Annotated in this window: 24 protein-coding genes; 9 read left to right on the forward strand and 15 right to left on the reverse strand. The window is 39.9% G+C overall.

Features of this window, described 5'->3' with window-relative positions; genetic code table 11:
- Window position 1: 1 nt before the first annotated feature.
- A complete protein-coding gene (gene fabI, locus SALWKB2_RS06335) occupies window positions 2–811 on the forward strand; it encodes an enoyl-ACP reductase FabI (protein WP_025330840.1) in 810 nt (269 codons plus the stop codon).
- A 678-nt stretch (window positions 812–1489) separates the two neighbouring features.
- On the forward strand, window positions 1490–2011 hold the full coding sequence (locus SALWKB2_RS06340) for a hypothetical protein (RefSeq protein WP_025330841.1): 522 nt from the start codon (window positions 1490–1492) through the stop codon (window positions 2009–2011).
- 23 nt (window positions 2012–2034) lie between these two features.
- Here SALWKB2_RS06340 and SALWKB2_RS12200 read toward each other — a convergent pair whose 3' ends face one another.
- The gene (locus tag SALWKB2_RS12200) at window positions 2035–2433 is read right to left on the reverse strand and encodes a hypothetical protein (protein ID WP_148295346.1); all 399 of its coding nucleotides are present in this window, start codon (window positions 2431–2433) and stop codon (window positions 2035–2037) included.
- Window positions 2434–2571: 138 nt separating this feature from the next.
- On the opposite strand from SALWKB2_RS12200, the gene SALWKB2_RS06355 reads away from it, so the two are divergent.
- Window positions 2572–3653, forward strand: a protein-coding gene (locus tag SALWKB2_RS06355; RefSeq protein WP_370530638.1) for an IS3 family transposase whose coding sequence is annotated in 2 segments (ribosomal slippage) — window positions 2572–2815 and window positions 2815–3653 — 1083 coding nt in all. Because the reading frame shifts where the segments join, the coding sequence is not laid out codon by codon here.
- Here the strand turns inward: SALWKB2_RS06355 and SALWKB2_RS12205 are convergent.
- From SALWKB2_RS12205 to SALWKB2_RS11890, 8 genes are all read right to left on the reverse strand, one after another.
- Complete coding sequence (locus SALWKB2_RS12205; RefSeq protein ID WP_144353279.1) at window positions 3603–3860, reverse strand: hypothetical protein; 258 nt, start codon at window positions 3858–3860, stop codon at window positions 3603–3605. The two genes, SALWKB2_RS06355 and SALWKB2_RS12205, sit on opposite strands and share 51 nt — an antisense overlap.
- 10 nt (window positions 3861–3870) lie before the next feature.
- Complete coding sequence (locus SALWKB2_RS06360) at window positions 3871–4143, reverse strand: hypothetical protein (RefSeq protein ID WP_025330842.1); 273 nt, start codon at window positions 4141–4143, stop codon at window positions 3871–3873.
- 64 nt (window positions 4144–4207) lie between these two features.
- The gene (locus SALWKB2_RS06365; protein ID WP_025330843.1) at window positions 4208–4693 is read right to left on the reverse strand and encodes a CPCC family cysteine-rich protein; all 486 of its coding nucleotides are present in this window, start codon (window positions 4691–4693) and stop codon (window positions 4208–4210) included.
- The gene (locus tag SALWKB2_RS11670; protein ID WP_051506456.1) at window positions 4693–5463 is read right to left on the reverse strand and encodes an RHS repeat-associated core domain-containing protein; all 771 of its coding nucleotides are present in this window, start codon (window positions 5461–5463) and stop codon (window positions 4693–4695) included. The genes SALWKB2_RS06365 and SALWKB2_RS11670 overlap by 1 nt, the downstream gene beginning before the upstream one ends.
- 524 nt (window positions 5464–5987) lie before the next feature.
- Window positions 5988–6404: a hypothetical protein gene (locus tag SALWKB2_RS06375; protein ID WP_025315281.1), complete on the reverse strand. Its 417-nt coding sequence runs from the start codon at window positions 6402–6404 to the stop codon at window positions 5988–5990.
- 3 nt (window positions 6405–6407) lie between these two features.
- Window positions 6408–7202, reverse strand: coding sequence for an RHS repeat domain-containing protein (locus tag SALWKB2_RS11675; RefSeq protein ID WP_025330845.1), 795 nt, complete (start codon window positions 7200–7202; stop codon window positions 6408–6410).
- A gap of 158 nt (window positions 7203–7360) precedes the next feature.
- Window positions 7361–7660 (reverse strand): hypothetical protein, encoded by a 300-nt coding sequence (locus SALWKB2_RS06385; RefSeq protein WP_025315290.1) that lies wholly within the window; start codon window positions 7658–7660, stop codon window positions 7361–7363.
- Between the two features lie 2 nt (window positions 7661–7662).
- A complete protein-coding gene (locus SALWKB2_RS11890; protein ID WP_306216489.1) occupies window positions 7663–8325 on the reverse strand; it encodes an RHS repeat-associated core domain-containing protein in 663 nt (220 codons plus the stop codon).
- Here SALWKB2_RS11890 and SALWKB2_RS12540 point away from each other — a divergent pair.
- The gene (locus tag SALWKB2_RS12540; protein WP_232616975.1) at window positions 8218–8613 is read left to right on the forward strand and encodes a hypothetical protein; all 396 of its coding nucleotides are present in this window, start codon (window positions 8218–8220) and stop codon (window positions 8611–8613) included. The two genes, SALWKB2_RS11890 and SALWKB2_RS12540, sit on opposite strands and share 108 nt — an antisense overlap.
- A 254-nt stretch (window positions 8614–8867) precedes the next feature.
- Here SALWKB2_RS12540 and SALWKB2_RS06400 read toward each other — a convergent pair whose 3' ends face one another.
- Window positions 8868–9188, reverse strand: a complete 321-nt coding sequence (locus SALWKB2_RS06400) for a DUF7716 domain-containing protein (protein WP_025330848.1) — start codon at window positions 9186–9188, stop codon at window positions 8868–8870.
- A 75-nt stretch (window positions 9189–9263) separates the two neighbouring features.
- On the opposite strand from SALWKB2_RS06400, the gene SALWKB2_RS06405 reads away from it, so the two are divergent.
- Window positions 9264–10346 (forward strand): IS481 family transposase, encoded by a 1083-nt coding sequence (locus SALWKB2_RS06405; protein WP_025330849.1) that lies wholly within the window; start codon window positions 9264–9266, stop codon window positions 10344–10346.
- Window positions 10347–10395: 49 nt separating this feature from the next.
- Here SALWKB2_RS06405 and SALWKB2_RS06410 read toward each other — a convergent pair whose 3' ends face one another.
- The 4 genes from SALWKB2_RS06410 to SALWKB2_RS06430 form a co-directional block, all read right to left on the reverse strand.
- Entirely contained in the window at window positions 10396–10704 is a 309-nt protein-coding gene (locus SALWKB2_RS06410; RefSeq protein ID WP_198208113.1) for a hypothetical protein, read from the reverse strand.
- 14 nt (window positions 10705–10718) lie between these two features.
- Entirely contained in the window at window positions 10719–11603 is an 885-nt protein-coding gene (locus SALWKB2_RS11895) for an RHS repeat domain-containing protein (RefSeq protein WP_198431222.1), read from the reverse strand.
- 137 nt (window positions 11604–11740) lie between these two features.
- On the reverse strand, window positions 11741–12019 hold the full coding sequence (locus SALWKB2_RS06425; RefSeq protein ID WP_025330853.1) for a hypothetical protein: 279 nt from the start codon (window positions 12017–12019) through the stop codon (window positions 11741–11743).
- 10 nt (window positions 12020–12029) lie between these two features.
- On the reverse strand, window positions 12030–16346 hold the full coding sequence (locus tag SALWKB2_RS06430) for an RHS repeat-associated core domain-containing protein (RefSeq protein WP_025330854.1): 4317 nt from the start codon (window positions 16344–16346) through the stop codon (window positions 12030–12032).
- Between the two features lie 292 nt (window positions 16347–16638).
- On the opposite strand from SALWKB2_RS06430, the gene SALWKB2_RS06435 reads away from it, so the two are divergent.
- The 3 genes from SALWKB2_RS06435 (at window position 16639) to SALWKB2_RS06445 (ending at window position 18980) form a co-directional block, all read left to right on the forward strand.
- Window positions 16639–16983: a hypothetical protein gene (locus tag SALWKB2_RS06435; RefSeq protein ID WP_025330855.1), complete on the forward strand. Its 345-nt coding sequence runs from the start codon at window positions 16639–16641 to the stop codon at window positions 16981–16983.
- Window positions 16984–17252: 269 nt separating this feature from the next.
- Window positions 17253–17702 (forward strand): large conductance mechanosensitive channel protein MscL, encoded by a 450-nt coding sequence (mscL, locus tag SALWKB2_RS06440; RefSeq protein WP_025330856.1) that lies wholly within the window; start codon window positions 17253–17255, stop codon window positions 17700–17702.
- A 216-nt stretch (window positions 17703–17918) separates the two neighbouring features.
- Window positions 17919–18980, forward strand: coding sequence for a beta/alpha barrel domain-containing protein (locus SALWKB2_RS06445; RefSeq protein ID WP_025330857.1), 1062 nt, complete (start codon window positions 17919–17921; stop codon window positions 18978–18980).
- 59 nt (window positions 18981–19039) lie between these two features.
- On the opposite strand, the gene SALWKB2_RS06450 is transcribed toward SALWKB2_RS06445, so the two are convergent.
- Complete coding sequence (locus SALWKB2_RS06450; protein WP_025330858.1) at window positions 19040–19726, reverse strand: glutathione S-transferase family protein; 687 nt, start codon at window positions 19724–19726, stop codon at window positions 19040–19042.
- A gap of 185 nt (window positions 19727–19911) precedes the next feature.
- Between SALWKB2_RS06450 and SALWKB2_RS06455 the strand changes: the two genes are divergently transcribed.
- Window positions 19912–20760 carry a 23S rRNA (adenine(2030)-N(6))-methyltransferase RlmJ gene (locus SALWKB2_RS06455; protein WP_025330859.1) on the forward strand — a complete coding sequence of 283 codons (849 nt, stop codon included), beginning with the start codon at window positions 19912–19914 and terminating at the stop codon, window positions 20758–20760.
- Window positions 20761–20953 lie beyond the last annotated feature (193 nt).

Below are 20953 nucleotides of genomic sequence, written 5' to 3' on the forward strand. Positions count from 1 at the left end.
TATGGGCTTTTTGCAAGGCAAAAAAATCCTCATCACCGGTATGATTTCTGAACGCTCTATTGCCTATGGCATTGCCAAAGCCTGTCGTGAACAGGGAGCAGAACTGGCTTTCACCTATGTTGTTGACAAACTCGAAGACCGGGTACGCAAAATGGCTGCCGAACTGGGTTCAGAACTGGTATATCGCTGTGATGTACAAAGTGATGATGAAATTAGTCAGTTGTTTTCTGATTTGGGGAAAAGCTGGTCACAGCTTGATGGTCTGGTACATGCTATTGCTTTTGCACCAAAAGAAGCCTTAAACGGGGATTTTCTGGATAGTATTACACGCGAAGCATTTATGACGGCTCATGAAGTATCTGCTTATAGCTTGCCTGCACTGGCTAAAGCTGCCCGTCCGTTAATGAGTGGCCATAACAGCTCTATTCTTGCCCTGACCTATCTTGGTGCAGTACGTGCCATACCTAACTATAATGTAATGGGCATGGCTAAAGCATCATTAGAAGCAGGTATCCGCTTCACAGCAGCCTGCCTCGGAGAGGAAGGAATTCGATGCAATGGTATTTCAGCAGGCCCGATTAAAACTCTTGCTGCTTCAGGCATTGCCAATTTCGGCCGTTTGCTGGCTCATGTGTCCGCACAAAATCCAATTCGTCGTAATATCACTATTGATGAAGTTGGAAATACTGCTGCTTTCCTGTTATCAGATCTGGCTTCAGGTATCACAGGCGAAATCACATATGTTGATGGCGGTTACAGTATCAATGCTCTGGGCGTACCGGAAGATCTGGTAAGTACTCATAACAGCTAAACTACAACTAAATTGCAGGGGTACAAATTGAATAATTATTTATGATTTGGCATAAATTTTAGTACTGCTCAATAGTATAATACTAAAGTAAAGTTGCTTAATTAATCAAACTTATAATTAACACTCAATTTTTACCCTTACATAAAATCGTATATTTTATTACTTCATATAAATTATAAGCGTCATACTTATAGATGATTGATTTTAATCATATATTTTTATCTTAGCAATCAGAAAAGTCAAACCTGTTCAGGTTTGACTTTTTCTAAAGATGTATCAAAATCTATCTTATTGTTGAATCCTTTATAAATTCCTCTTTAAATATTATCAGAAGTTACTATTAACTTTTTTCTAAAAATAGCTTTTTCTTAATTAGACTGAATAAATATCTGTTTATTAGGCAATTTATCTGCAGTTGCATAATACATTACCACAAAATCTTTGCTTCAGCTGAATTTATCATTAAACATTATTCTTTCTCCTGTTTTTTATATTACTAATTCTGGCTATGCTAATCTAATTATGCTAATTACATAACACGTCAGCAATACATAGCCGCTTTCACCGGTATACAGGTACAGGCTCTGCCGTTTGTCTGCGCTGCTTTCCTGAATCATCTGCAGCCCGTCCCACAGGAAGCGGGTACGGTTGTAGGGTTGGCCTTCGCGGGTCTATCTGATGTTTTTCGATACGCCGGCCAAGGGCATCGTAAACGTAGCCGTAACGCTGACTGCGGCCTGTTTGCTCAATGCGTACTTCGCTCAGGCGGTGTTCAGCATCGTAGTGGTAGTGCTGGGTTGTGCCGATGGTCTGTTTGCTGGCAGTTCTGCCGTGCTCGTCGTAGCGGTAGTGGTGTCCTCTGAAATGCAGGAGCTGGTTACAGCGAATCAGGTTGTGATTGCTGTAGTCTTCTCTGTATTTGCTGTCCAGCAGGTTGGCAGCGGCATCGTATTGCAGGGTTTCCCAGTATCTCTGATTACGGCAGCCTTCGATTCTGCCGGTGTGATCATAGCGGTAATCGGTCTGGCCGTGTTTGCTGTGTTTTTTGCTTACCAATCGGTCGAGGTTGTCGTACTGGTAGCTGCGTTCGATGAGGATATCAGGCAGGATGGGATTCTGATTGCGCTGTATCTGTTTGCGTTGCAGCCGGCTGTTGCGGTCGTATTTGAACTGGGTGTTCAGGCGTCCCTGAGTGCGTGATACTTCGCGGTGCAGTTAGATAGTTATGTTAAAATAATTATGCCGTTTGAGCAAAAAAAAAGACCCGCATTATTAAAATCATCAATTTTCTTTTTTAAAAATAAATACCCAATAGCATCAGATAAAAATAATGCTCCACCATCATGAACTGGAATATCTGATGAATATAATTGACCAATAAAATCATATTCATGCATTAATTTTTCACACGCAACAATTCCATTGGGTATTTTATTTGACAAAAAAGAAAATGTTGGATAATCACTATTCTCTAATTGTGTTTTTTTTAATTCAAGATATTGAGGAACAAGGTTATTACTATTTTCGCATAGCTTTGATATGTCTGTTAGCGTTACTCTTGTAAATCCTGATTTTAAGTGATCAAGTTCTGCATCATCACCGGAATAAACAATATCGTCCAAGAAATATCTATTTTCATTATATGTTGAAAATACGGAAATATATTTAGCTTTAGGAAGATTAATTCTGTAACTATCCCCTAAAATAGTACAGCAAGAAAGTAGAAAATTCTCTATGATATTTTTAAGGAGAATTTCAATATGAAAAAATTTTCAGAGCATCAAATTGTATCTATTTTAAATGAAGCTGAAGTTGGCATCTCTGTCAAAGAGCTTTGCCGTAAATATGGTATGGCCGTTTCTACTTTTTATAAATGGCGAGATAAATATGGCGGTATGCAATCTTCGGATATTAAGCGCTTAAAACAGCTGGAAGCTGAAAATCGTAAACTCAAACAAATGTATGCCGAATTAAGCTTAACCTCTCAGCTTCAGCAAGAAATAATAAAAAAGCTATAGTGCCGACGTCAGTTCGTAAGTGTTGGGCACAAACACTTCAATCACAATACTGTGTGACAATTAAAATGAGTTGCGCCATTGTGAATTTAAGTCGCTGTGCTTACTACTACCAACCTAAATCGGCAGATGACTCTAGGATTATTTCGTTACTCAAGTCAATAACAGACAAGCATTTACGTTGGGGATTTCCTAAGTGTTTTCATCGAATCAGGAAACTGGGATATAAGTGGAATCATAAACGGGTTTATCGGGTTTATTGTCAATTAAAACTCAACATTCGCTCTAAACGAAATAAACGATTACCCCAGCGTTATCCACAACCATTATCAGTACCAAGTCGTCTGGGAGAATGTTGGTCAATGGATTTTATGAGTGATCGTTCTGAAAATCATCGTAGATTTAGAACCTTTAATGTTATTGATGACTTTAATCGTGAGGCATTAGGCATTGATATTGCGGTCAGTTTATCGGCAGGTAGAATTACCCGGTATTTAGATAGACTGGCTCAATATCATGGTTATCCATTAAAAATACGAGTTGATAATGGAGCAGAATTTACTGCCAATAGATTCACAAGCTGGGCAAAATTACATGGAATAAGCATAGATTACATTAAACCTGGTAGTCCTTATCAAAACGGCTATATAGAACGATTTAACCGAACATATCGAACGGAGGTATTAGATTTGTATTTATTCAAAAATCTGGAACAAGCAAGAAAAATAACGGAAGAATGGTTAGAAATATATAACACAGAAAGACCGCATGAAGCATTAAATAATATGACACCAATTGAATATAGAAACATGAAACAAATAGCATGATTTTCTACTTGGTTTGTGTGCTAACAATGGGGTATTTACAATTCCACTAATAGAGTCAGATAATTTATCATTATCAATTGTGAATAATAATGTTAAATTTTCACCTAATGGATTTTGGGGCCACTGGCCATCAATAAATGCTCCTCCACCAAATTTGATACCACTATTTTCATTTGATGAAGGTATAAGTTCATATACTTGTTGCATGATATCTCCATTAACATTTGCTAATTTTTTTATAAAATCTCTCTGATTTTTTTCTCAGTATACCAATTTTCTCTTCTATTATATCATTTAATGTGTGGAGTATTACTATACCATCCTCTTGACTCATATGCTGTTCATATCCTTTAGGATATATAGCTACCCCATCAGACCTTCTATTTTGTGTATGTGCTTTATAACGATTCATATTTCCATGAACTTCGTTTAAGAAGGCTTTAGCATCAGTACTCGATTGAACTTTTACTTGCAATTTTTTATTACCCAATAATGCTTGCTTTGCATTTTTTTCTGATTTTAGTACTTGTAATCATACTAATTATATAAATATATTATTTTCTTACATAGATATCTTGAAATTGCTTTATTTTTTCTTTACACGAAGAAGTATTTTTATAAGTACTTAAATAAGCTTTATTTAATCTACTATATCCATGTTCATCCAGTGTATCTGTTTGCCAATAACAAACTGGGCATATTTCAAAAATAGATTCATCAAAATTTTCGTATACGATGTATCTACATGAGATACAAGAAATACCAGTAATTTCACTATCTGGATGATCAATTATTTTTATATCATTACCGGTAATTTCTTTAATTTTACTTTCTAAGTATTTGTTTCTAATTAAAGGAGAGATTTGATAGGAATACAAAATTTCTTTATTAAATATTTGCTTCTTAGACAACTCTGCAGATTCTTCATCGATTAATCCATCTTCATATAATGTAATTGTTCTATCTTTTAAATTTAAAGTAAATAAAGAGTTATAATTTAAAAAATTTACTACTTCACTATGAAGAAATTCTATACACATTATTTTTCTCGCGCTAAGTTAATTGCATCTTGGAATGGATCTATACTTCGCTTATCATCTATATAATAAGTTCGAATCTCTCTTTGTTTTATATGACCTACAAACATTTCACCAGTACTTTTATCATATTTAATTACATAATTACCAACTTGTGTTTCCTGCATTGTCGAAGTTAAAGGTTTGCCTGCAAATTCTTTAGCTTTTATTAGATATTCATTTTGAGTAATATTGCCAAACTCGTGTCCATGCTTCTCAAAATGTGTTTGTAATCCTTTTTTACCTGTTGATGGATTTTTTCTTGGATTAAAACCTTTCCAATTTATAGAATCGGCAATACCACAACTCCACCCCCATGGATCAATCCACATCAGCGCATTCGGCGCATATTGATAAAGATTGTATCCGCCGGCTAATCCAATCGGGTCAGGCTGGGTAAAGCGGCCCGTATCCGGATCATAGTACCTGAAAGTATTGTAGTGCAGTCCGGTTTCTCTGTCTAAATACTGTCCCTGATACCTTAGGTTCTGTTGTATCTCTCTATGGGCAATCTCCTGTATCGGTTTGCCCCACAGCTGGTATGAGCATTCCCACACAATTTCACCGGCTTCATCCGTCAGTTCCTCCGGCATGCCGTTCAGGTCGGTATGGAAGTAGTAGATGTGTTGTTCCTGATTACCGTTTCTGTCTATCCGTGCCAGCGGTTCATAGCTGTCTTCGTCAGTATACAGATACAGGCTCTGCCGTTTGTCTGCGCTGCTTTCCTGAATCATCTGCAGCCCGTCCCACAGGAAGCGGGTACGGTTGTAGGGTTGGCCTTCGCGGTCTATCTGATGTTTTTCGATACGCCGGCCAAGGGCGTCGTAGACGTAGCCGTAACGCTGACTGCGGCCGTTTGCTCAATGCGTACTTCGCTCAGGCGGTGTTCAGCATCGTAGTGGTAGTGCTGGGTTGTGCCGATGGTCTGTTTGGTTTGTTATTTAATTTAAATTTTTCTATGCTCTCTAAGAGTCGAATCATTATAAAGCTATAACTATATGATATATTATTAATATAATATATAGTATAATTCATAAAATCATAATATCCCTGAGATGTTAAAGTAAAAAATAAAAGCATATTTCTAAAATATCTTGTTTACCTATAAGAATTTCTTTATTTTATTCAAAAAACATATAATTGATATATAACTAGTTATAGACATCAATCTCTTCTAGCCATATCCGCAATTAACTCATCTATTAATAAAACTTATATTCCATTTTCATCGTATTTAATAATAAAATCACCGCTTTTATTAGATTTTTACCCCTTTATAAACATAAATAGGTTGCATTGTCCCTCTTTCGCCATTTTCTCCAAGACAAAAGGTAAAATCTTTATTAACAAAATAGATAGCAGGAAATAAACCATCATTTCTATTTTCTAGATATGATAAAAAATTTTTCAAAGAAGATAAAAATAAGTACATATTTTTTCCTTTTCCATCGACTAATACATAACCCTGTATATTTTTATCTGTATCAAGATTAGTAATATCAATCGCTCCTTTGGGCGCTATATATTGATTCCATAAAGGACCATGAGTCTTCATATCTTTTTTAATAAAAGGTTTTCTGAAAGTATGAATAATAACTTTTCTAATTTCTATTGCTTTATCGTGCTCAATGTTTGTACCAAAAAAATGAGTATATGTCGAAAATAATAGGTCCATAAATTAATTCCATATATCATAAAATACATGTCCGTCTGCCCCTTGTTTAGTCTGCCAGTCATACCATTTTATGTGTTGAAGATCATTATCAAATGGGACTGTAGATTCTGGAGGTCTATGATATTCATAGCCACGGTTTCCAGTTTTGGTTTGAGGTTTATTATGTGGAAAGCCTTTACCAAAAGCCTCTTCAATTAGCTGTCGAGCATCGCGCTGATTTGGAACACGTATATTGTGAATGTTATTGCCATCATTATCAGTTGCATGTCCTCTAGCCATCCTTAATTTTTCTACTGCTTTTTGCCATGCTTTTGTTCCTGGTTTTGTTACAGGCAATTGAGACGCTTTTCGGGGTTTTACAACACCACAACTCCATCCCCACGGATCGACCCAAGTCAACCCATTAGGCGCATACTGATACAGATTAAACCCACCCAGCAACCCAATCGGGTCTGGCTGGGTAAATCTACCTATATCCGGATCATAATACCTGAACGTATTGTAATGTAAGCCAGTTTCTCTGTCTAAATATTGTCCCTGATATCTGAGGTTTTGCTCTATGGGTTCGTGTTCGATTTCATGAATCCGCTTTCCCCATAACTGAAAGCTACATTCCCACAGTATTTTACCGTTTGCATCGGTAAGTTCTTCCGGACAGCCATTCAGGTCGGTGTGGAAGTAGTAGATGTGTTGTTCTTGGTTGCCGTCTGTGTCTATCCGCGCCAGTGGTTCGTAGCTGTTCTGATCTGTATAGATATACAGGCTGGTGGAGTGATTCGAGCCGGTTTCCTGAATCATTCTTAAGTCGTCCCACAGGAAGCGGGTACGGTTGTAGGGTTGGCCTTCGCGGTCTATCTGATGTTTTCCATACTCTGGTCAAGTACACTTTTTCAGCACCTGTATAAATCGCATAATGCTGCAAAATTATTTATAATGTTGAACACATTTAATGAATTTTAATCTCCAGTTATCCTTAATTTCTTTATTTTCCTTTTATCTAGATTAATTATTAATTTATCAAGTTCATTCCTCTTAGTTTTAATCCTTTCTCTAATTTCAACCAATTCAGACAAAAAGCTATTGGAACACTTAGAATTAAAATTAATATCTACTTTATAGTAATCTTTTATTTTTTTTAACTCTTTAAAACTACTCCAGCGGGTTGATGAGCTAAATATTTCAGAATGTAGTTCTTCACTCATAACAAAATTATTATTATCTCCATTCTCAAAAATTACTAATATATCCAATCCCATAATTACCTCTGCTTTGAAAAAATTAAAATATCTGTTACTTTCATATCTTTAAATACTTCTTGTGGAAAGGCAGTAACTAAATCACCATTAGACTCCACTACAACTCTAGCTTTATTTAAGTTGGTACCTTCGGGAGTGACGCCTACTATTTTATTAGGCATTGTTTTTTCATATATAAATCGGTCACCATCTTTGATTATTCTATCTGGTTTCCTAAAAACATTTCTTACAGTACTTTTCATTTCAGCATTATTCAAAGTCCATTTACTTTTATGCTCCCAACCAATTTTATTTCCAACATGTCTATTTTTTACATGTTTGACACCAGCTTTCGTTAAATTAATTTTATTGGGAGTACAACTCCAACCCCACGGATCAATCCAAGTCAACCCATTAGGCGCATACTGATACAGATTAAACCCACCCAGCAGCCCAATCGGGTCTGGCTGGGTAAAGCGTTCTATATCCGGATCATAGTACCTGAAAGTATTGTAATGTAAGCCGGTTTCCTGAATCATTCTTAAGCCGTCCCACAGGAAGCGGGTACGGTTGTAGGGTTGGCCTTCGCGGTCTATCTGATGTTTTTCGATACGCCGGCCAAGGGCGTCGTAGACATAGCCGTAACGCCGGCTGCGGCCTGTTTGCTCAATGCGTACTTCGCTCAGGCGGTGTTCAGCATCGTAGTGGTAGTGCTGGGTTGTGCCGATGGTCTGTTTGGTCTGAGTTCTGCCGTGCTCGTCGTAGCGGTAGTGGTGTCCTCTGAAATGCAGGAGCTGGTTACAGCGAATCAGGTTGTGATTGCTGTAGTCTTCTCGGTATTTGCTGTCAAGCAGGTTGGCAGCGGCATCATATTGCAGGGTTTCCCAGTATCTCTGATTGCGACAGCCTTCGATTCTGCCGGTGTGATCATAGCGGTAATCGGTCTGGCCGTGTTTGCTGTGTTTTTTTACTGAATACTCTGTCTAGATTTGTACTACAATTTACTCTTATGAATAGACTTTAATTAGTAATTAAAATCAAATGACTGAAAAAATACTTTTGTAATTTTTTCAGTCATTTAATAACGAATCAATGTCTTCTTTAAGTTAACAAATATTGTACTAATTTTGATTGCTTTAACCTAGGTAATAAATTACACGCTAAATTAATAGATTAATAACTAAAATTTAGCTTTACATATTTAAAGAGGTTAATAATATAATTTTCATTAAAAATCCATGAACGCATCATTTTCGTAGTAAAACATAAAAGACTTGAATAAATCTTCTAATGATGCATTATCTAATTGCTGTTTAGCATAATCAATAACATCTTCAATACTAGCACCATCTAAAGTCTCTATCCAACTATCATTTTTAACTTGCTTTGGTAGGTATTCATCCGAATCTGGAGGAAAATCCCAACTATCCAATGAAAAAACACCTAGTGTATCGAGGTTCCAAGTAGTTTTATCTGGAGGAAGATAAAACCAAGTTTGAGGGATTTTATCAGGATTAGAGAGCACTTCTCGAATTGATATCAGTTTCATATTTTTTCTCACTTGTAGTAGTCTTTATTTAATCTGACATTTAGTGTATTTTAAACCAATAATGGAGTGTCAGTAATGAATCAATCTGCAAAAATAATTAAACCAAAATTAGGACTTTTAGAACTCGCTAAACAGTTAGGTAACGTTCAGCAAGCCTGTAAAGTCTTGGGATATAGTCGCGACAGCTATTATCGCTTCAAAAAACTCTATGAACAGGGTGGAGAATTAGCTCTTCAGGAAATAAGTCGCAAAAAACCTATAGAGAAAAATCGCGTAGAGCCTCATATTGAGCAGGCTGTCGTTAATATGGCTTATGAATTTCCTGCTTATGGGCAACATCGGGTAGCTAATCAGCTACGTCTGCAAGGAATAATGGTCTCTGGTAGCGGCGTACGTTCAATCTGGTTACGCCACGATTTAGAAAGCTTCAAAAAAAGGCTGATCGCTCTGGAAACAAAAGTAGCTCAGGAAAGGCTTGTGTTAACAGAAAGCCAGCTACAAGCTTTAGAGAAAGCGAAAGCAGCGCGAGAGGTACAAGGTGAAATTGAGACCCAGCATCCTGGTTACTTATGCGCACAAGATACATATTATGTTGGTCATATTAAAGGGATTGGGAAAATATACCAACAAACGTTTATTGATACCTATTCAAGACTGGCATTTGCTAAAGTATATACGGAGAAAAACAGTTTAGTTGCTGCGGATATGCTCAATGATAAAGTGATACCATTTTTTGATAATGAGCAGGTAGCGCTTTTACGAATTCTGACGGATAGAGGAAGTGAGTATAACGGTCATAAAGAGCGTCATGCATACGAACTGTATCTGAATTTGGAGGATATAGAGCATACGAAAACAAAAGCTTACAGTCCGCAAAAGAATGGTATCTGTGAGCGGTTCCATAAGACGATGAAGACCGAATGTTATGATGTTATGTTTAGACGTAAAATATATACAGAACTGAAAGAGATACAACAAGATATTGAGCTTTGGCTAGAGTTTTACAATCGGGAAAGAGCACATTCAGGGAAATACTGTTATGGTAAGACACCTTGGCAAACTTGGGTAGAGACAAAAGGACTGGCTAAAGAAAAGCAGCTAGAGAATTTATTTTACTCATCAGACAGTCATTGTGTTAGAACGAATGCCGATGAGTAGGTAGTATTTGTCAGATTAAGTTTGAGCTAGTACACATAAGTATAAATAGTCATAGAACTTCAACTGTACCAACTAGTTTAGGTCCTTCATAAATATTCATCATAAATCCTTTCTTAAGTAAAAAGCTTGGTGCATCTTCCATTAAAAAATAGGCTTCTCCTAAACCTATTCTTTGAGTGGATTCTACTAGCTCGTAACTTTTAACATTTAATACTAATGACCAAGATGAAATATCGCCATTTTTACCTTCCATTGGTTTAGTAATAACATAGTATTTTATATTTAGGGGAAGAGTTTTTTTTCCACCTTGTTGTATAGGGGTCCAATAAATTTTGACATTAACTCTGCAATTTTCCATTTTGTTTCTCCTCGTTAACATTTTGGTTGATGTATATATTTACTCCATTTAGGCTTTATTTTAGCCTTATTAAGGACTACATTATCAATAAATCTAGCTTTTCCTATACCATCTAATCGAGGATTTTTATAGGCTGCATCTGCTATATTATCAGGAACGCTAACCTGAACGACACGGAAATCACCACCATGTCCCATTTTTTCACCCCATGTAACAGCATCTTTATAGGACTCAGCAAACCATTTTCCTTCTAAGGTGCTTGGAGGTGATGTCCACTTTCCAGTTTTCATTAATTCATCGTATTCTGCAAGATTCATACCTCTATATAAGAGCATTAAACCAAGTGGATCAATCCAAGTTAACCCATTAGGCGCATACTGATACAGATTCAAACCGCCCAGCAACCCAATCGGGTCTGGCTGAGTAAATCTACCTATATCCGGATCATAGTACCTGAAAGTATTGTAATGTAAGCCAGTTTCTCTGTCTAAATACTGTCCCTGATATCTGAGGTTTTGCTCTACTGATTCGTGTTCGATTTCATGAATCCGCTTTCCCCATAACTGAAAGCTACATTCCCACAGTATTTTACCGTTTGCATCCGTCAGTTCCTCCGGCATGCCGTTCAGGTCGGTATGGAAGTAGTAGATTTGTTGTTCCTGATTACCGGTCCGGTCTATCCGCGCCAGCGGTTCATAGCTGCCTTCGTCAGTATACAGATACAGGCTCTGCCGTTTGTCTGCGCTGCTTTCCTGAATCATCTGCATCCTGTCCCACAGGAAGGTGGTGCGGTTGCATGGCTTGCCGTCTCGGTCCAGCCGGTGTTTTTCAATCCGCCGGCCGAATGCATCGTAGACGTAGCCATAACGTTCAGTATGGTTCAGCTGTTCGATACGCACTTCGGTCAGGCGGTGTTCGGCATCGTAATGGTAATACTGGGTACCGCTGACGGTTTGTTTGCTGCAGGTATGTCCGTGAGTATTGTACTGATATTTATATCTTAATAATTATAATTTTTTAACTGAATACTCAATTTTTAATCTCCATCTGCTAGTATTACTTCATCTTGAGAAACTGCTTCTTTCAAATAAGCTAATAATTTTTTTATTTCATTGTCTTTATTATTTGATAAATAATTAATTAGGATTTTTTGATGGTCAGGATAAACTTTTGTTGTACCATAAGGATCAATATAAATTCCAGTTTTTTTTTCTAAATAGAAAAGTGCATCATTTAACAATTCAATACTTTTGTCGCTTAAAAGTAACGATGGTTTACTTCCATCAGTATCAGATAAATATGAAAAATTTAACATTATATTAACCCTATTCATTGGTTGGATAAGATGTAATTATTTTATCTTTTTTGGGATCATAAATAACAATATGCCCTTTTTCTCCCCTTGTACCTATTACACGATCATAGTCCTTTTCATAACGAATTCTTCCACCACGTTGTTGAATAACTCTATCTGGATTTTTCATAGTTCTATTTTCTAGCTTACGATATTGATTAGGTTTTTTATATTTACTTTTAGATTGGAAATAATTTTTTTCCTTTGAATTATATTTACTTTTACCAATTTTGTTATGTCGCCTTATATGACGATTTGGTACATGTTTAGTACGTTTAGGTGTACAACTACGGCGCAATCCCCATGGATCAATCCACATTAGCGGATTAGGCGCATATTGATAAAGATTAAAGCCACCGGCTAACCCAATCGGGTCAGGCTGGGTAAAGCGTCCTATATCCGGATCATAATACCTGAAAGTATTGTAGTGCAGCCCGGTTTCTCTGTCTAAATACTGTCCTTGATACCTCAGGTTCTGTTGTATCTCTGTATGAGCAATCTCCCGTATCGGTTTGCCCCACAGCTGGTATGAGCATTCCCAGACGATTTCACCGGCTTCATCCGTCAGCTCCTCCGGCATGCCGTTCAGGTCGGTATGGAAGTAGTAGATGTGTTGTTCCTGATTACCGGTCCGGTCTATCCGCGCCAGCGGTTCATAGCTGCCTTCGTCAGTATACAGATACAGGCTCTGCCGTTTGTCTGCGCTGCTTTCCTGAATCATCTGCATCCTGTCCCACAGGAAGGTGGTGCGGTTGCATGGCTTACCGTCACGATCCAGCCGGTGTTTTTCAATCCGCCGGCCAAGCGCATCGTAGACGTAGCCGTAGCGTTCAGTATGGTTTAGCTGTTCGATACGCACTTCGGTCAGGCGGTGTTCGGCATCGTAATGGTAATACTGGGTACCGCTGGCGGTTTGTTTGCTGCGGGTTCGTCCGTGTTCGTCGTAGCTGTATTTCAGTTCGCGGAAGCTGAGCAGCTGATTAAAGCGGATCAGGTTCTGATTGCTTTCTTCTTCACCGCGTCTTCTATCCAACAGGTTGGCCGCAGCATCGTACTGCAGGGTTTCCCAGTACGCTTCGTTGCGGCAACTTTCGATGCGTCCGGTTACGTCGTAGCGGTAATCACTTTGTCCCTGTCGGTTGTGTTTTTTGCTTACCAGCCGGTCCAGATTGTCGTAACTGTAGCTGCGATCCAGTATGATATCCGGCAGGATGCCCGCTCCGGGACGTTTGGTCTGTTTGCCGGTCAGGCGGCCGGTGCGGTCGTATTGAAAACTGGTATTCATTCTGCCCTGGCTGCGCAGGGTTTCCCGATGCAGCAGGTCACGCTCGATGTCGCTGATAATCTGGCCGTCCAGGTTAATCTGGTGCAGATGGCCGGAACCATAATACAGTTTATTGATGGTACGTCCGTCCGGCAGGGTGGTGGCGATGCGGTTGCCCAGTTTGTCATACTGATGCTGCAGAACACCCTGTGCAGTGGTTTCGCTCAGCAGGTTGCCCATTATGTCGTAGCTGAAGCTGATCAGTTCCGGTTCGGCTTCCGGCAGTAAACCGGCGGCTTTAAAGCCGACTTTGAGTAGATTGTCGACTTTGTCATACTGGTAGGCGGTGGTGCCGTCGGGGGTGTATTTGCCAATTAAGCGCCCGACAGCATCGCGTTTGAAGCGGTGTTCAAGCTGATGCGGGCTGCCGGCAGCAAAGCGTACGCTGCTGACGTTGTCGAGCAGGTCGTAGCTCAGCTGCTGTTTACGCCCGTCCAAATCGGTCTGTTCGGTCAGGCGGTCGCCGGCATCATACTGAAACCGGTACTGTTCGCCGTTTTCGTTGGTCAGGGCGGTAAGACGTCCGTAGGCGTCGTAGCTGAAGCCGAGCTGACGGCCGGCAGCATCGATGCGGGTATGCACCAGTCCGCGCTGGTCGCGGCGGTAGCGGGTAGTGTGGCCGGCCGGATCGGTATAGCTTTGTAGCTGGCCGGCGGCATTGACGTTGTAGTGTTCCTGCCGTCCGTCCGCTAGGGTGGCGCCAATGAGCTGGCCGGCTGCGTTGTACTGGTATTTGCTACTGTTACCGATGGCATTGGTGATGCTGGTGAGGTTACCAGCGGTATTGTAATAGAAATGGGTGATGGAGCCGGAACAGTCTACATGCTGGATAAGCTGGCCGTTTTCGTTCCAGCGCAGGTATTTGTTGCCGCCGCGTACATCGGTGATACAGACAACCTGGCCGTGTCGGTCGTACTGGTAACGGGTATGCTGCTGTAACGGGTCGGTAACGGTGAGCAGGTTACCGCGCTCGTCGTAGTAATAGCGCCAGCTGCTGCCGTCGGGGTCGACGCTGATGGTCGGCAACGCCCAGTGCGGCAACCACTGGGTCTGGGTAGTTCTGCCCAGTGGGTCGATTTCTGCAGTTTCGCGTCCTTGTTCATCATAGCTGTAGCGCCATTGTCCGCCCTGCGGATCGGTCATGCAGACCAGCTGCTCATATTCATTCCATTCAAATTCGGTGGTCTGACCAAGGGCATCGGTGTAGCGGGTAATCTGGTAAATTTCATTCCAGTAATGTTCGCTAACACGACCCAGGCTGTCCTCTACTGTGGTCAGGCGTTTATCTAAATCATAATGGAAACGATAGTCTTCCTGTCGCTGACCGTCGGCTTCGCTCCAGTGCCGGGTTACCCGCCATGCGGTCTCTGCCGCTACTGTGCTGAAGTAGCTCCACTGATAATAACACTGCAAGCCAGTGGGCAGGCGGTGGTAGATCATGCGCCGGTCGGTGTTGTAGGCAAATTCTCGGGTCTGGCGGTTCTCGGCATCAAAGACCTGTTGCAGGTCACCCTGTTCAGTGTACTGGTAACGGTTCAGTAAGCGGCTGCTGCCGTCGCTCAGCTCCTGGCGGATTTCGGTCACGCGCTGCGGATGGCGCTGATCCTGATAGTGCAGGCTGATGCGGGCGGCGTTGTCGTTATCGGCAATTTCGACGATGCGGCTATGGGAATCGCGGTAGATAAGTAACTGGTTATCGTTGCGGTCCTGCAGCATGCTAAGCAGCAGACGTTTGGGGTTGCCGGGATCGGGCTCGAACAAACGGTACAAACCATCATCATCTTCAATTACCCAACGGTCCTGCCCGCCACGATAGATGGATAGATTTTCGTTAAGACCACGCATATTCTCACCCGGCTGCATGGGCTCGATTTCCAGCCGCCTACCTTGTTCGTCGGTAAAGACGGCGGCGCAGGAACCGTCGGGCTGCGGGTCGATTTCCATTTCGATTTCATAGCCGACACTCCAGCCGGCACCGAACATGTTGTGGGTGCGGGTATCGACGCTGCTGTAGAAACGCTGCCATTCGAAGGACAGGTGAGCCGACAGGGAGAAGTCCAGTTCTTCGGGACCGCCAAGCATTTTGGCACCGGTTGGCAGGTGGACAGGATTACCTTTATTCAGAGCTGCTGCTATTTTAGATCCAGTATAGCTAGCGGCAGAATCGAGCATAAATCCCAGTCCGAAACAGCCAAATGAACTACAGATTTTTTTGCGATTAAAAATTAATGTAGCTAAAGAAATTAATTGACCTATAGGATGTTTACCGCTTCTAATTTCACGTACGACAACCGATTCGCCCCCAATGCGTACATTATTAGAAACTTTGATACCACCTTCACAGTCATCAGTGACTTTGGCTTCGCAGGTACTGCGGTCATTGCTGCGTACTGCCGGCTGGCTGTTAATGTAGACTTTTTTAGAACCTTCGGCCAGATATTCAGGTGAGGAAACAGGGGAAGGATGTTTGGCACAGGTAATGGTATCTTCGTTTTGAGGTATCACCGGTTGCTGTGGTGAATCTACGGTTGGCCTCATGAATTCCTGAGCAGCTTTTGTGATTGACTGTACAGGATTTTCACCGAAATTCTTTAAGATGTTTTTTGCGGTATCGATAAAGCTTTCAGGTTGTTCAGGTTCGCCGGCAACTTCTTCAATTAAAATACCCGCAGCCCGGGCTGCCGGCTTACTATTGGTATGAGTATTGGCTGAACCTGTAAAAATTATTCCGTCTTCCACCGGCGGAAATAGCCCGCTGACTGCATCTGCCAAATCTGATATGACAGAACCAAGCCCGGATAGTTCAACAGCCACTCCGACCAGAGCAGACACTATCAAACCACCGGGTATCAAACTTATAGCTCCGTAACAAGCTAGCTCGACTGCTGCGCCTGCTATATCAGCCCATATTGAAGTATGTAAAAGAATATCATCCTTCCTGGCAGCCCAGTATGCTTCCCCCATAGCCGCATCCCTTTTTTAATTGAGTATTTATCGCTGCGAATATTACATTTAAATAGTTGAAATCTAATAAGTAATATTATATTATTTTTACTATAAATTACATATATAATTATTATATTTTATATTGTATTTTTTTGTATATTATTAAAATAATATGAAAATAATTTTAATCAATTCCAATTTAATTACAAATACCATAAAATTACTTATTTAAATAACATATCTATTGAAATTTATTATTTTTTATGTTTAATTTTTCAATAATAAATAAAAACGCAGAAAGCGGAATTTAATGAAGAAAAACATATTATTTTTAACATTATTATTTTCTGCAATTGCACGGGCTGAATTTATTCATCCGATGGATTACGATGGTTCTCTGGGACAGAAAAAAGCAGTAAAACAATTTATTAAACAGCAGGTACAGCGTGATTATTGTCAGGAATTGAATATTTGTAATAAATCTGCTCTGCGTAAAATGGAAAAGAAAAATTTCCGGGCATTTATGAAGGCAACGCATGCAACTGACAGAAAAGTCATGGATGAAGCGATAGACCATTGTATGCATTATATGGATATGTGCGAATATTCTATTATTGAACTTAAATATTCAGATATTAAGAAATCTGAAAATTAAACCAAGCTAATAAACAAAACCTGACTAGCTTTATTATGCTACTAATCTGGTTAGCAAACTGTATATAAAGTAATCAGATTAACAATTTAAGTTGCAGCTATCTGTTTTAATTGTCCTATTCTCTTTAGCCAACTTAATTTATTCTTAATTAAGTTATTTCTTTTATTATTTTTACATTGAATAACTTAGCTCTGGTATGACTGCCTGCTTTATCGCGCTACTATGAAAAAGCCAAATACTTGATTTTCAGGCCAACTATGGAGGCAAACATGAAATTTATTGAACAGTTTAAAGCTTTTTTATTACGAGGCAATGTTATTGATCTGGCTGTCGGTATGGTAGTGGGTACTGCTTTTACTAATATGGTGAAATCACTGGTAGATAATGTCATTATGCCACCAATTGGTCTGCTGATTGGCGGGGTAGATTTTTCCAATTTATTTATCACTTTACGCAGTGGTTCTAAATATCCGGGCCCGTATGAAACACTGGGTGCGGCACAGGCTGCTGGTGCGGTAACACTCAATATTGGTTTATTCATCAATACTGTTATTAGTTTAGTAATCATTGGATTTGCGATTTTTTTGGTTGTCAAAGGAATCGACAAACTGCATAAAAGCCCTGCCCCGAAAGCTACTACAAAACAGTGCCCGCAATGCTGTACAGATATTCCGATTCAGGCAAAACGCTGCCCGAATTGCACATCTGAGTTAAATTAATTTAAAACATTATTATGTTTTAAATCGTGGTGTACACTACAAGTTATCAAACTAAATCTGAGTTTTTGAGACGATTGATAAAAGCTACAAATTGTATGTAGCTTTTTTTGCGCCAGCGAATTATATATATATTTTCAGGCAGGCAATGGATAAGTGTGCGTATTAAATATTTACTCAATATGCCACAGAAAATAATTTAAACTAACAGGAATAACAATGCAAAATAGCCCGACTCCGTTTTATAACCCTTTATTAAGCTATGAAGATAATTATCATCAAGGGCCTTTCGGTGATTTCAGAAATTTAAATGTATCTGCTGATATTCAAAGCCAGCCTGAACGTTTTCTGAATATGGAGGTTAATTTACCTTTTGGTATTCCTGCCGGACCTTTGTTAAATGCAAATTTTATTCGGGCTGCATTTAAGCATGGTTTTGATTTATGTGTTTATAAAACTGTCCGAAGCCGAGCTCAGGCCAGCCACCCGTTGCCTAATGTACTATCTATTCATCCTGCCGGTAAGCTTTCTGCTAATGTGGATACTGTTCTTGCTGATAATCAGTACACTCAGCCTTTATCTATAACAAATTCTTTTGGCGTACCTTCTTATAATCCCGATATCTGGCAGGCTGATATGGCAGAAGCAATTCAGTCTGCGCAGAAAGGTCAATATGTTATCGGCAGCTTTCAGGGAACACCAGGTAATGAATCCAGTATAGAAAAAGATTATGCCCGAACGGCCGTTCTGGTAAATGAAACAAAGGCACCGATACTGGAAGCTAATTTAAGCTGTCCGAATGAAGGTGTAAATAAATTATTGTGCTTTGATTTTGACAAAGTGGAGCGGATAGCTAAAGAAATTAAAAATGTTGTTCCGGATAAACCTTTGTTTCTGAAACTGGCGTATTTTGCAGATGATAATGCTATCTTCCCCTTATTAAGTAAGCTAGACGGAGTAATTGACGGCTACAGTACTATAAATACGTTATCAGCCAGACCGGTTGATGCAGATGGTAAACCTGCTTTAGGCACAGACCGGCCTACCGGTGGTGTTTGTGGTGATGCCATCCGCTGGGCTGGATTAGAAATGGTAGAACGTCTGGCCAGATTAAGAGCCCGTCTGCAAAACCATTTTGCGATTATTGGTGTTGGCGGTGTAAGCTGTACTGAACATTATCAGGCTTACCGTGCCGCCGGAGCTGATGCTGTGATGAGTGCCACTGGTGCCATGTGGAATCCGCAGCTGGCCATTGAAATTAAGAAAAGTCTGAATAAATAATATAAAAGCAGACAGCCAGAAGTTGATCAGGCTGTCTGCTTTAAATGTAAAGAATTTTTTCATCGCTTTATGCGATAAGGTTCATCCATAGCAATAAAATCTTTTTCTTCAAGTGCCTGGGCAATCCATGCTGCTACTGCTTCATTGACACATAATGCATTTATATAATCAGTCAGGATTGCTGAAGTATGAATTTGGAAACCTTTTAATCTTAAACACATGGGTGCATAAAAAGCATCGGCAATACTGAATTTACCAAACAGAAACGGCCCTTCAGATACAGCCAGAAATGATGACAAATGCTGATCAAGGAAATCAATTTCTTGTTTTACATTGGGAAAATCCCGCAGGATAATCTGGCCGATTTCAGGCAGCACTGCCTCAATATTCATGGGTAAATGCCGGCGTATATGATTATAACCATTATGCATTTTAGCCACTATACTTCTTGCTCTGGCACGGACTTTATAGTCTTGCGGCCATAATGCCAGTTCCGGATGTTGTTCTGCAAGATATTCACAAATTGCCAGAGAATCATTAACAATCAGATCATCATCTATTAATACAGGCACAGTACCATAAGGATTGAGCGGCAGTATGGTTTGTTTAAAAACCGAATCGGGTGCAAAACTGTCAAAGCGTACCAGATGCTCAGTAAAATCTATCTGAAAATGCTTCATGACTACCCATGGCCGCATTGACCAGGTAGAATAATTTTTATTGCCGATATAAAGTGTGTAATTCATTCGCTTTTCTCTTTTAGTAGTCATATTTTATAATTGATTAAGCATAGTATCAGCTTAATCTTGTGTAATCTAGCGCACGGAAAAGATAAATCAGAAAAGTGCTTTAATACAGATTTTTTTGCCCGTGCCGGTAAATTCGGTACAATAACAGGCTAAATTAATCAGTCCTACAGCAGTTATTGCACATGCTCAGCTATCGCCATGCTTTTCATTCCGGTAATCATGCCGACATTCTTAAACATTATTGTCTGATGACAGTACTGGAATATTTCAAACTGAAAGACAAACCTTTTTGCTATGTTGATACTCATGCAGGTGCAGGGCTATATAGTCTGATCAGTAAAGAAGCTCAGAAGGTTGGTGAATACAGGGAGGGAATCGGGCGACTTCTGGCTGCAACTAATCTGGATAATAGTTTAAAACAATTCCGTAATGCTGTTGTCTCCTGCCTGCCAGATGATACAAATCTTTATTGCGGCTCTCCATGGCTGGCTCAGGCTCTGGCTCGCGAACAGGATCGTCTGCGCCTTTTTGAATTACATCCCGCGGATGCAGAACTATTGCGTAATAATATGCGTAATATTAAACAGCCAAACCGTGCTCAAGTGTTTTGCGATGATGGCTTTAAAGGTCTGCTATCTATGCTACCCCCGCCAAGTCGACGTGCAGTAGTGTTAATTGATCCGCCATATGAATTAAAGCAAGATTACCAACAATTAACAGACACGCTTAAGACCGCCCTGAAAAAATTTGCTAGTGGCTGTTATTTAATATGGTATCCATGTCTGAGCCGTGGTGAAAGTCTGAAATTACCCCAAAATCTGCAAAAACTGGCTCCCGATAATTTTGTTCAGGCAGAATTGTATGTACACGCACCACGCCCGGATGGTTTTGGTATGCACGGCAGTGGTATGTTTATTATCAATCCGCCGTACACATTGCCCGGGATACTGGAAAAGGTATTACCGGCAATGACTCGGCTACTGGCTCAGGATGACAGCGCACATTTCGTTCTTAACTCTGTTATTGCCTGAATATAAATAAGGTATGGTTGGCAGAGTCTGTTATTTAGTCTGGAAAAGTTAAAGCTATTCTGTAAGCTTTCATGCTGGGTGTATCCGGTCTGTAATAAAGAAATCAGAAGGTCGGATTAAAGTGGAAATCCGCAATCATTAGCGCTGAATAATTTCATTGATTTTCTGAAAAAACCATTCAAAGATAAATACA

The organism is Snodgrassella alvi wkB2 (assembly GCF_000600005.1).
GTDB lineage: Bacteria > Pseudomonadota > Gammaproteobacteria > Burkholderiales > Neisseriaceae > Snodgrassella > Snodgrassella alvi.

Excerpts from the sequence above, each read along its gene's own strand:
- SALWKB2_RS06435 (WP_025330855.1), top strand. The coding sequence starts at position 16,639 with ATGAAGAAAAACATATTATTTTTAACATTATTATTTTCTGCAATTGCA.
- SALWKB2_RS06340 (WP_025330841.1), top strand. The coding sequence starts at position 1,490 with ATGTTTTTCGATACGCCGGCCAAGGGCATCGTAAACGTAGCCGTAACG.
- fabI (WP_025330840.1), top strand. The coding sequence starts at position 2 with ATGGGCTTTTTGCAAGGCAAAAAAATCCTCATCACCGGTATGATTTCT.
- mscL (WP_025330856.1), top strand. The coding sequence starts at position 17,253 with ATGAAATTTATTGAACAGTTTAAAGCTTTTTTATTACGAGGCAATGTT.
- SALWKB2_RS06405 (WP_025330849.1), top strand. The coding sequence starts at position 9,264 with ATGAATCAATCTGCAAAAATAATTAAACCAAAATTAGGACTTTTAGAA.
- SALWKB2_RS11675 (WP_025330845.1), bottom strand. The coding sequence starts at position 7,202 with ATGATTCAGGAAACCGGCTCGAATCACTCCACCAGCCTGTATATCTAT.
- SALWKB2_RS06450 (WP_025330858.1), bottom strand. The coding sequence starts at position 19,726 with ATGAATTACACACTTTATATCGGCAATAAAAATTATTCTACCTGGTCA.
- SALWKB2_RS06375 (WP_025315281.1), bottom strand. The coding sequence starts at position 6,404 with ATGGACCTATTATTTTCGACATATACTCATTTTTTTGGTACAAACATT.
- SALWKB2_RS11670 (WP_051506456.1), bottom strand. The coding sequence starts at position 5,463 with ATGATTCAGGAAAGCAGCGCAGACAAACGGCAGAGCCTGTATCTGTAT.
- SALWKB2_RS06400 (WP_025330848.1), bottom strand. The coding sequence starts at position 9,188 with ATGAAACTGATATCAATTCGAGAAGTGCTCTCTAATCCTGATAAAATC.
- SALWKB2_RS06425 (WP_025330853.1), bottom strand. The coding sequence starts at position 12,019 with ATGTTAAATTTTTCATATTTATCTGATACTGATGGAAGTAAACCATCG.
- SALWKB2_RS12205 (WP_144353279.1), bottom strand. The coding sequence starts at position 3,860 with ATGCAACAAGTATATGAACTTATACCTTCATCAAATGAAAATAGTGGT.
- SALWKB2_RS06385 (WP_025315290.1), bottom strand. The coding sequence starts at position 7,660 with ATGGGATTGGATATATTAGTAATTTTTGAGAATGGAGATAATAATAAT.
- SALWKB2_RS06410 (WP_198208113.1), bottom strand. The coding sequence starts at position 10,704 with ATGGAAAATTGCAGAGTTAATGTCAAAATTTATTGGACCCCTATACAA.
- SALWKB2_RS06430 (WP_025330854.1), bottom strand. The coding sequence starts at position 16,346 with ATGGGGGAAGCATACTGGGCTGCCAGGAAGGATGATATTCTTTTACAT.
- SALWKB2_RS06365 (WP_025330843.1), bottom strand. The coding sequence starts at position 4,693 with ATGTGTATAGAATTTCTTCATAGTGAAGTAGTAAATTTTTTAAATTAT.
- SALWKB2_RS06445 (WP_025330857.1), top strand. The coding sequence starts at position 17,919 with ATGCAAAATAGCCCGACTCCGTTTTATAACCCTTTATTAAGCTATGAA.
- SALWKB2_RS06455 (WP_025330859.1), top strand. The coding sequence starts at position 19,912 with ATGCTCAGCTATCGCCATGCTTTTCATTCCGGTAATCATGCCGACATT.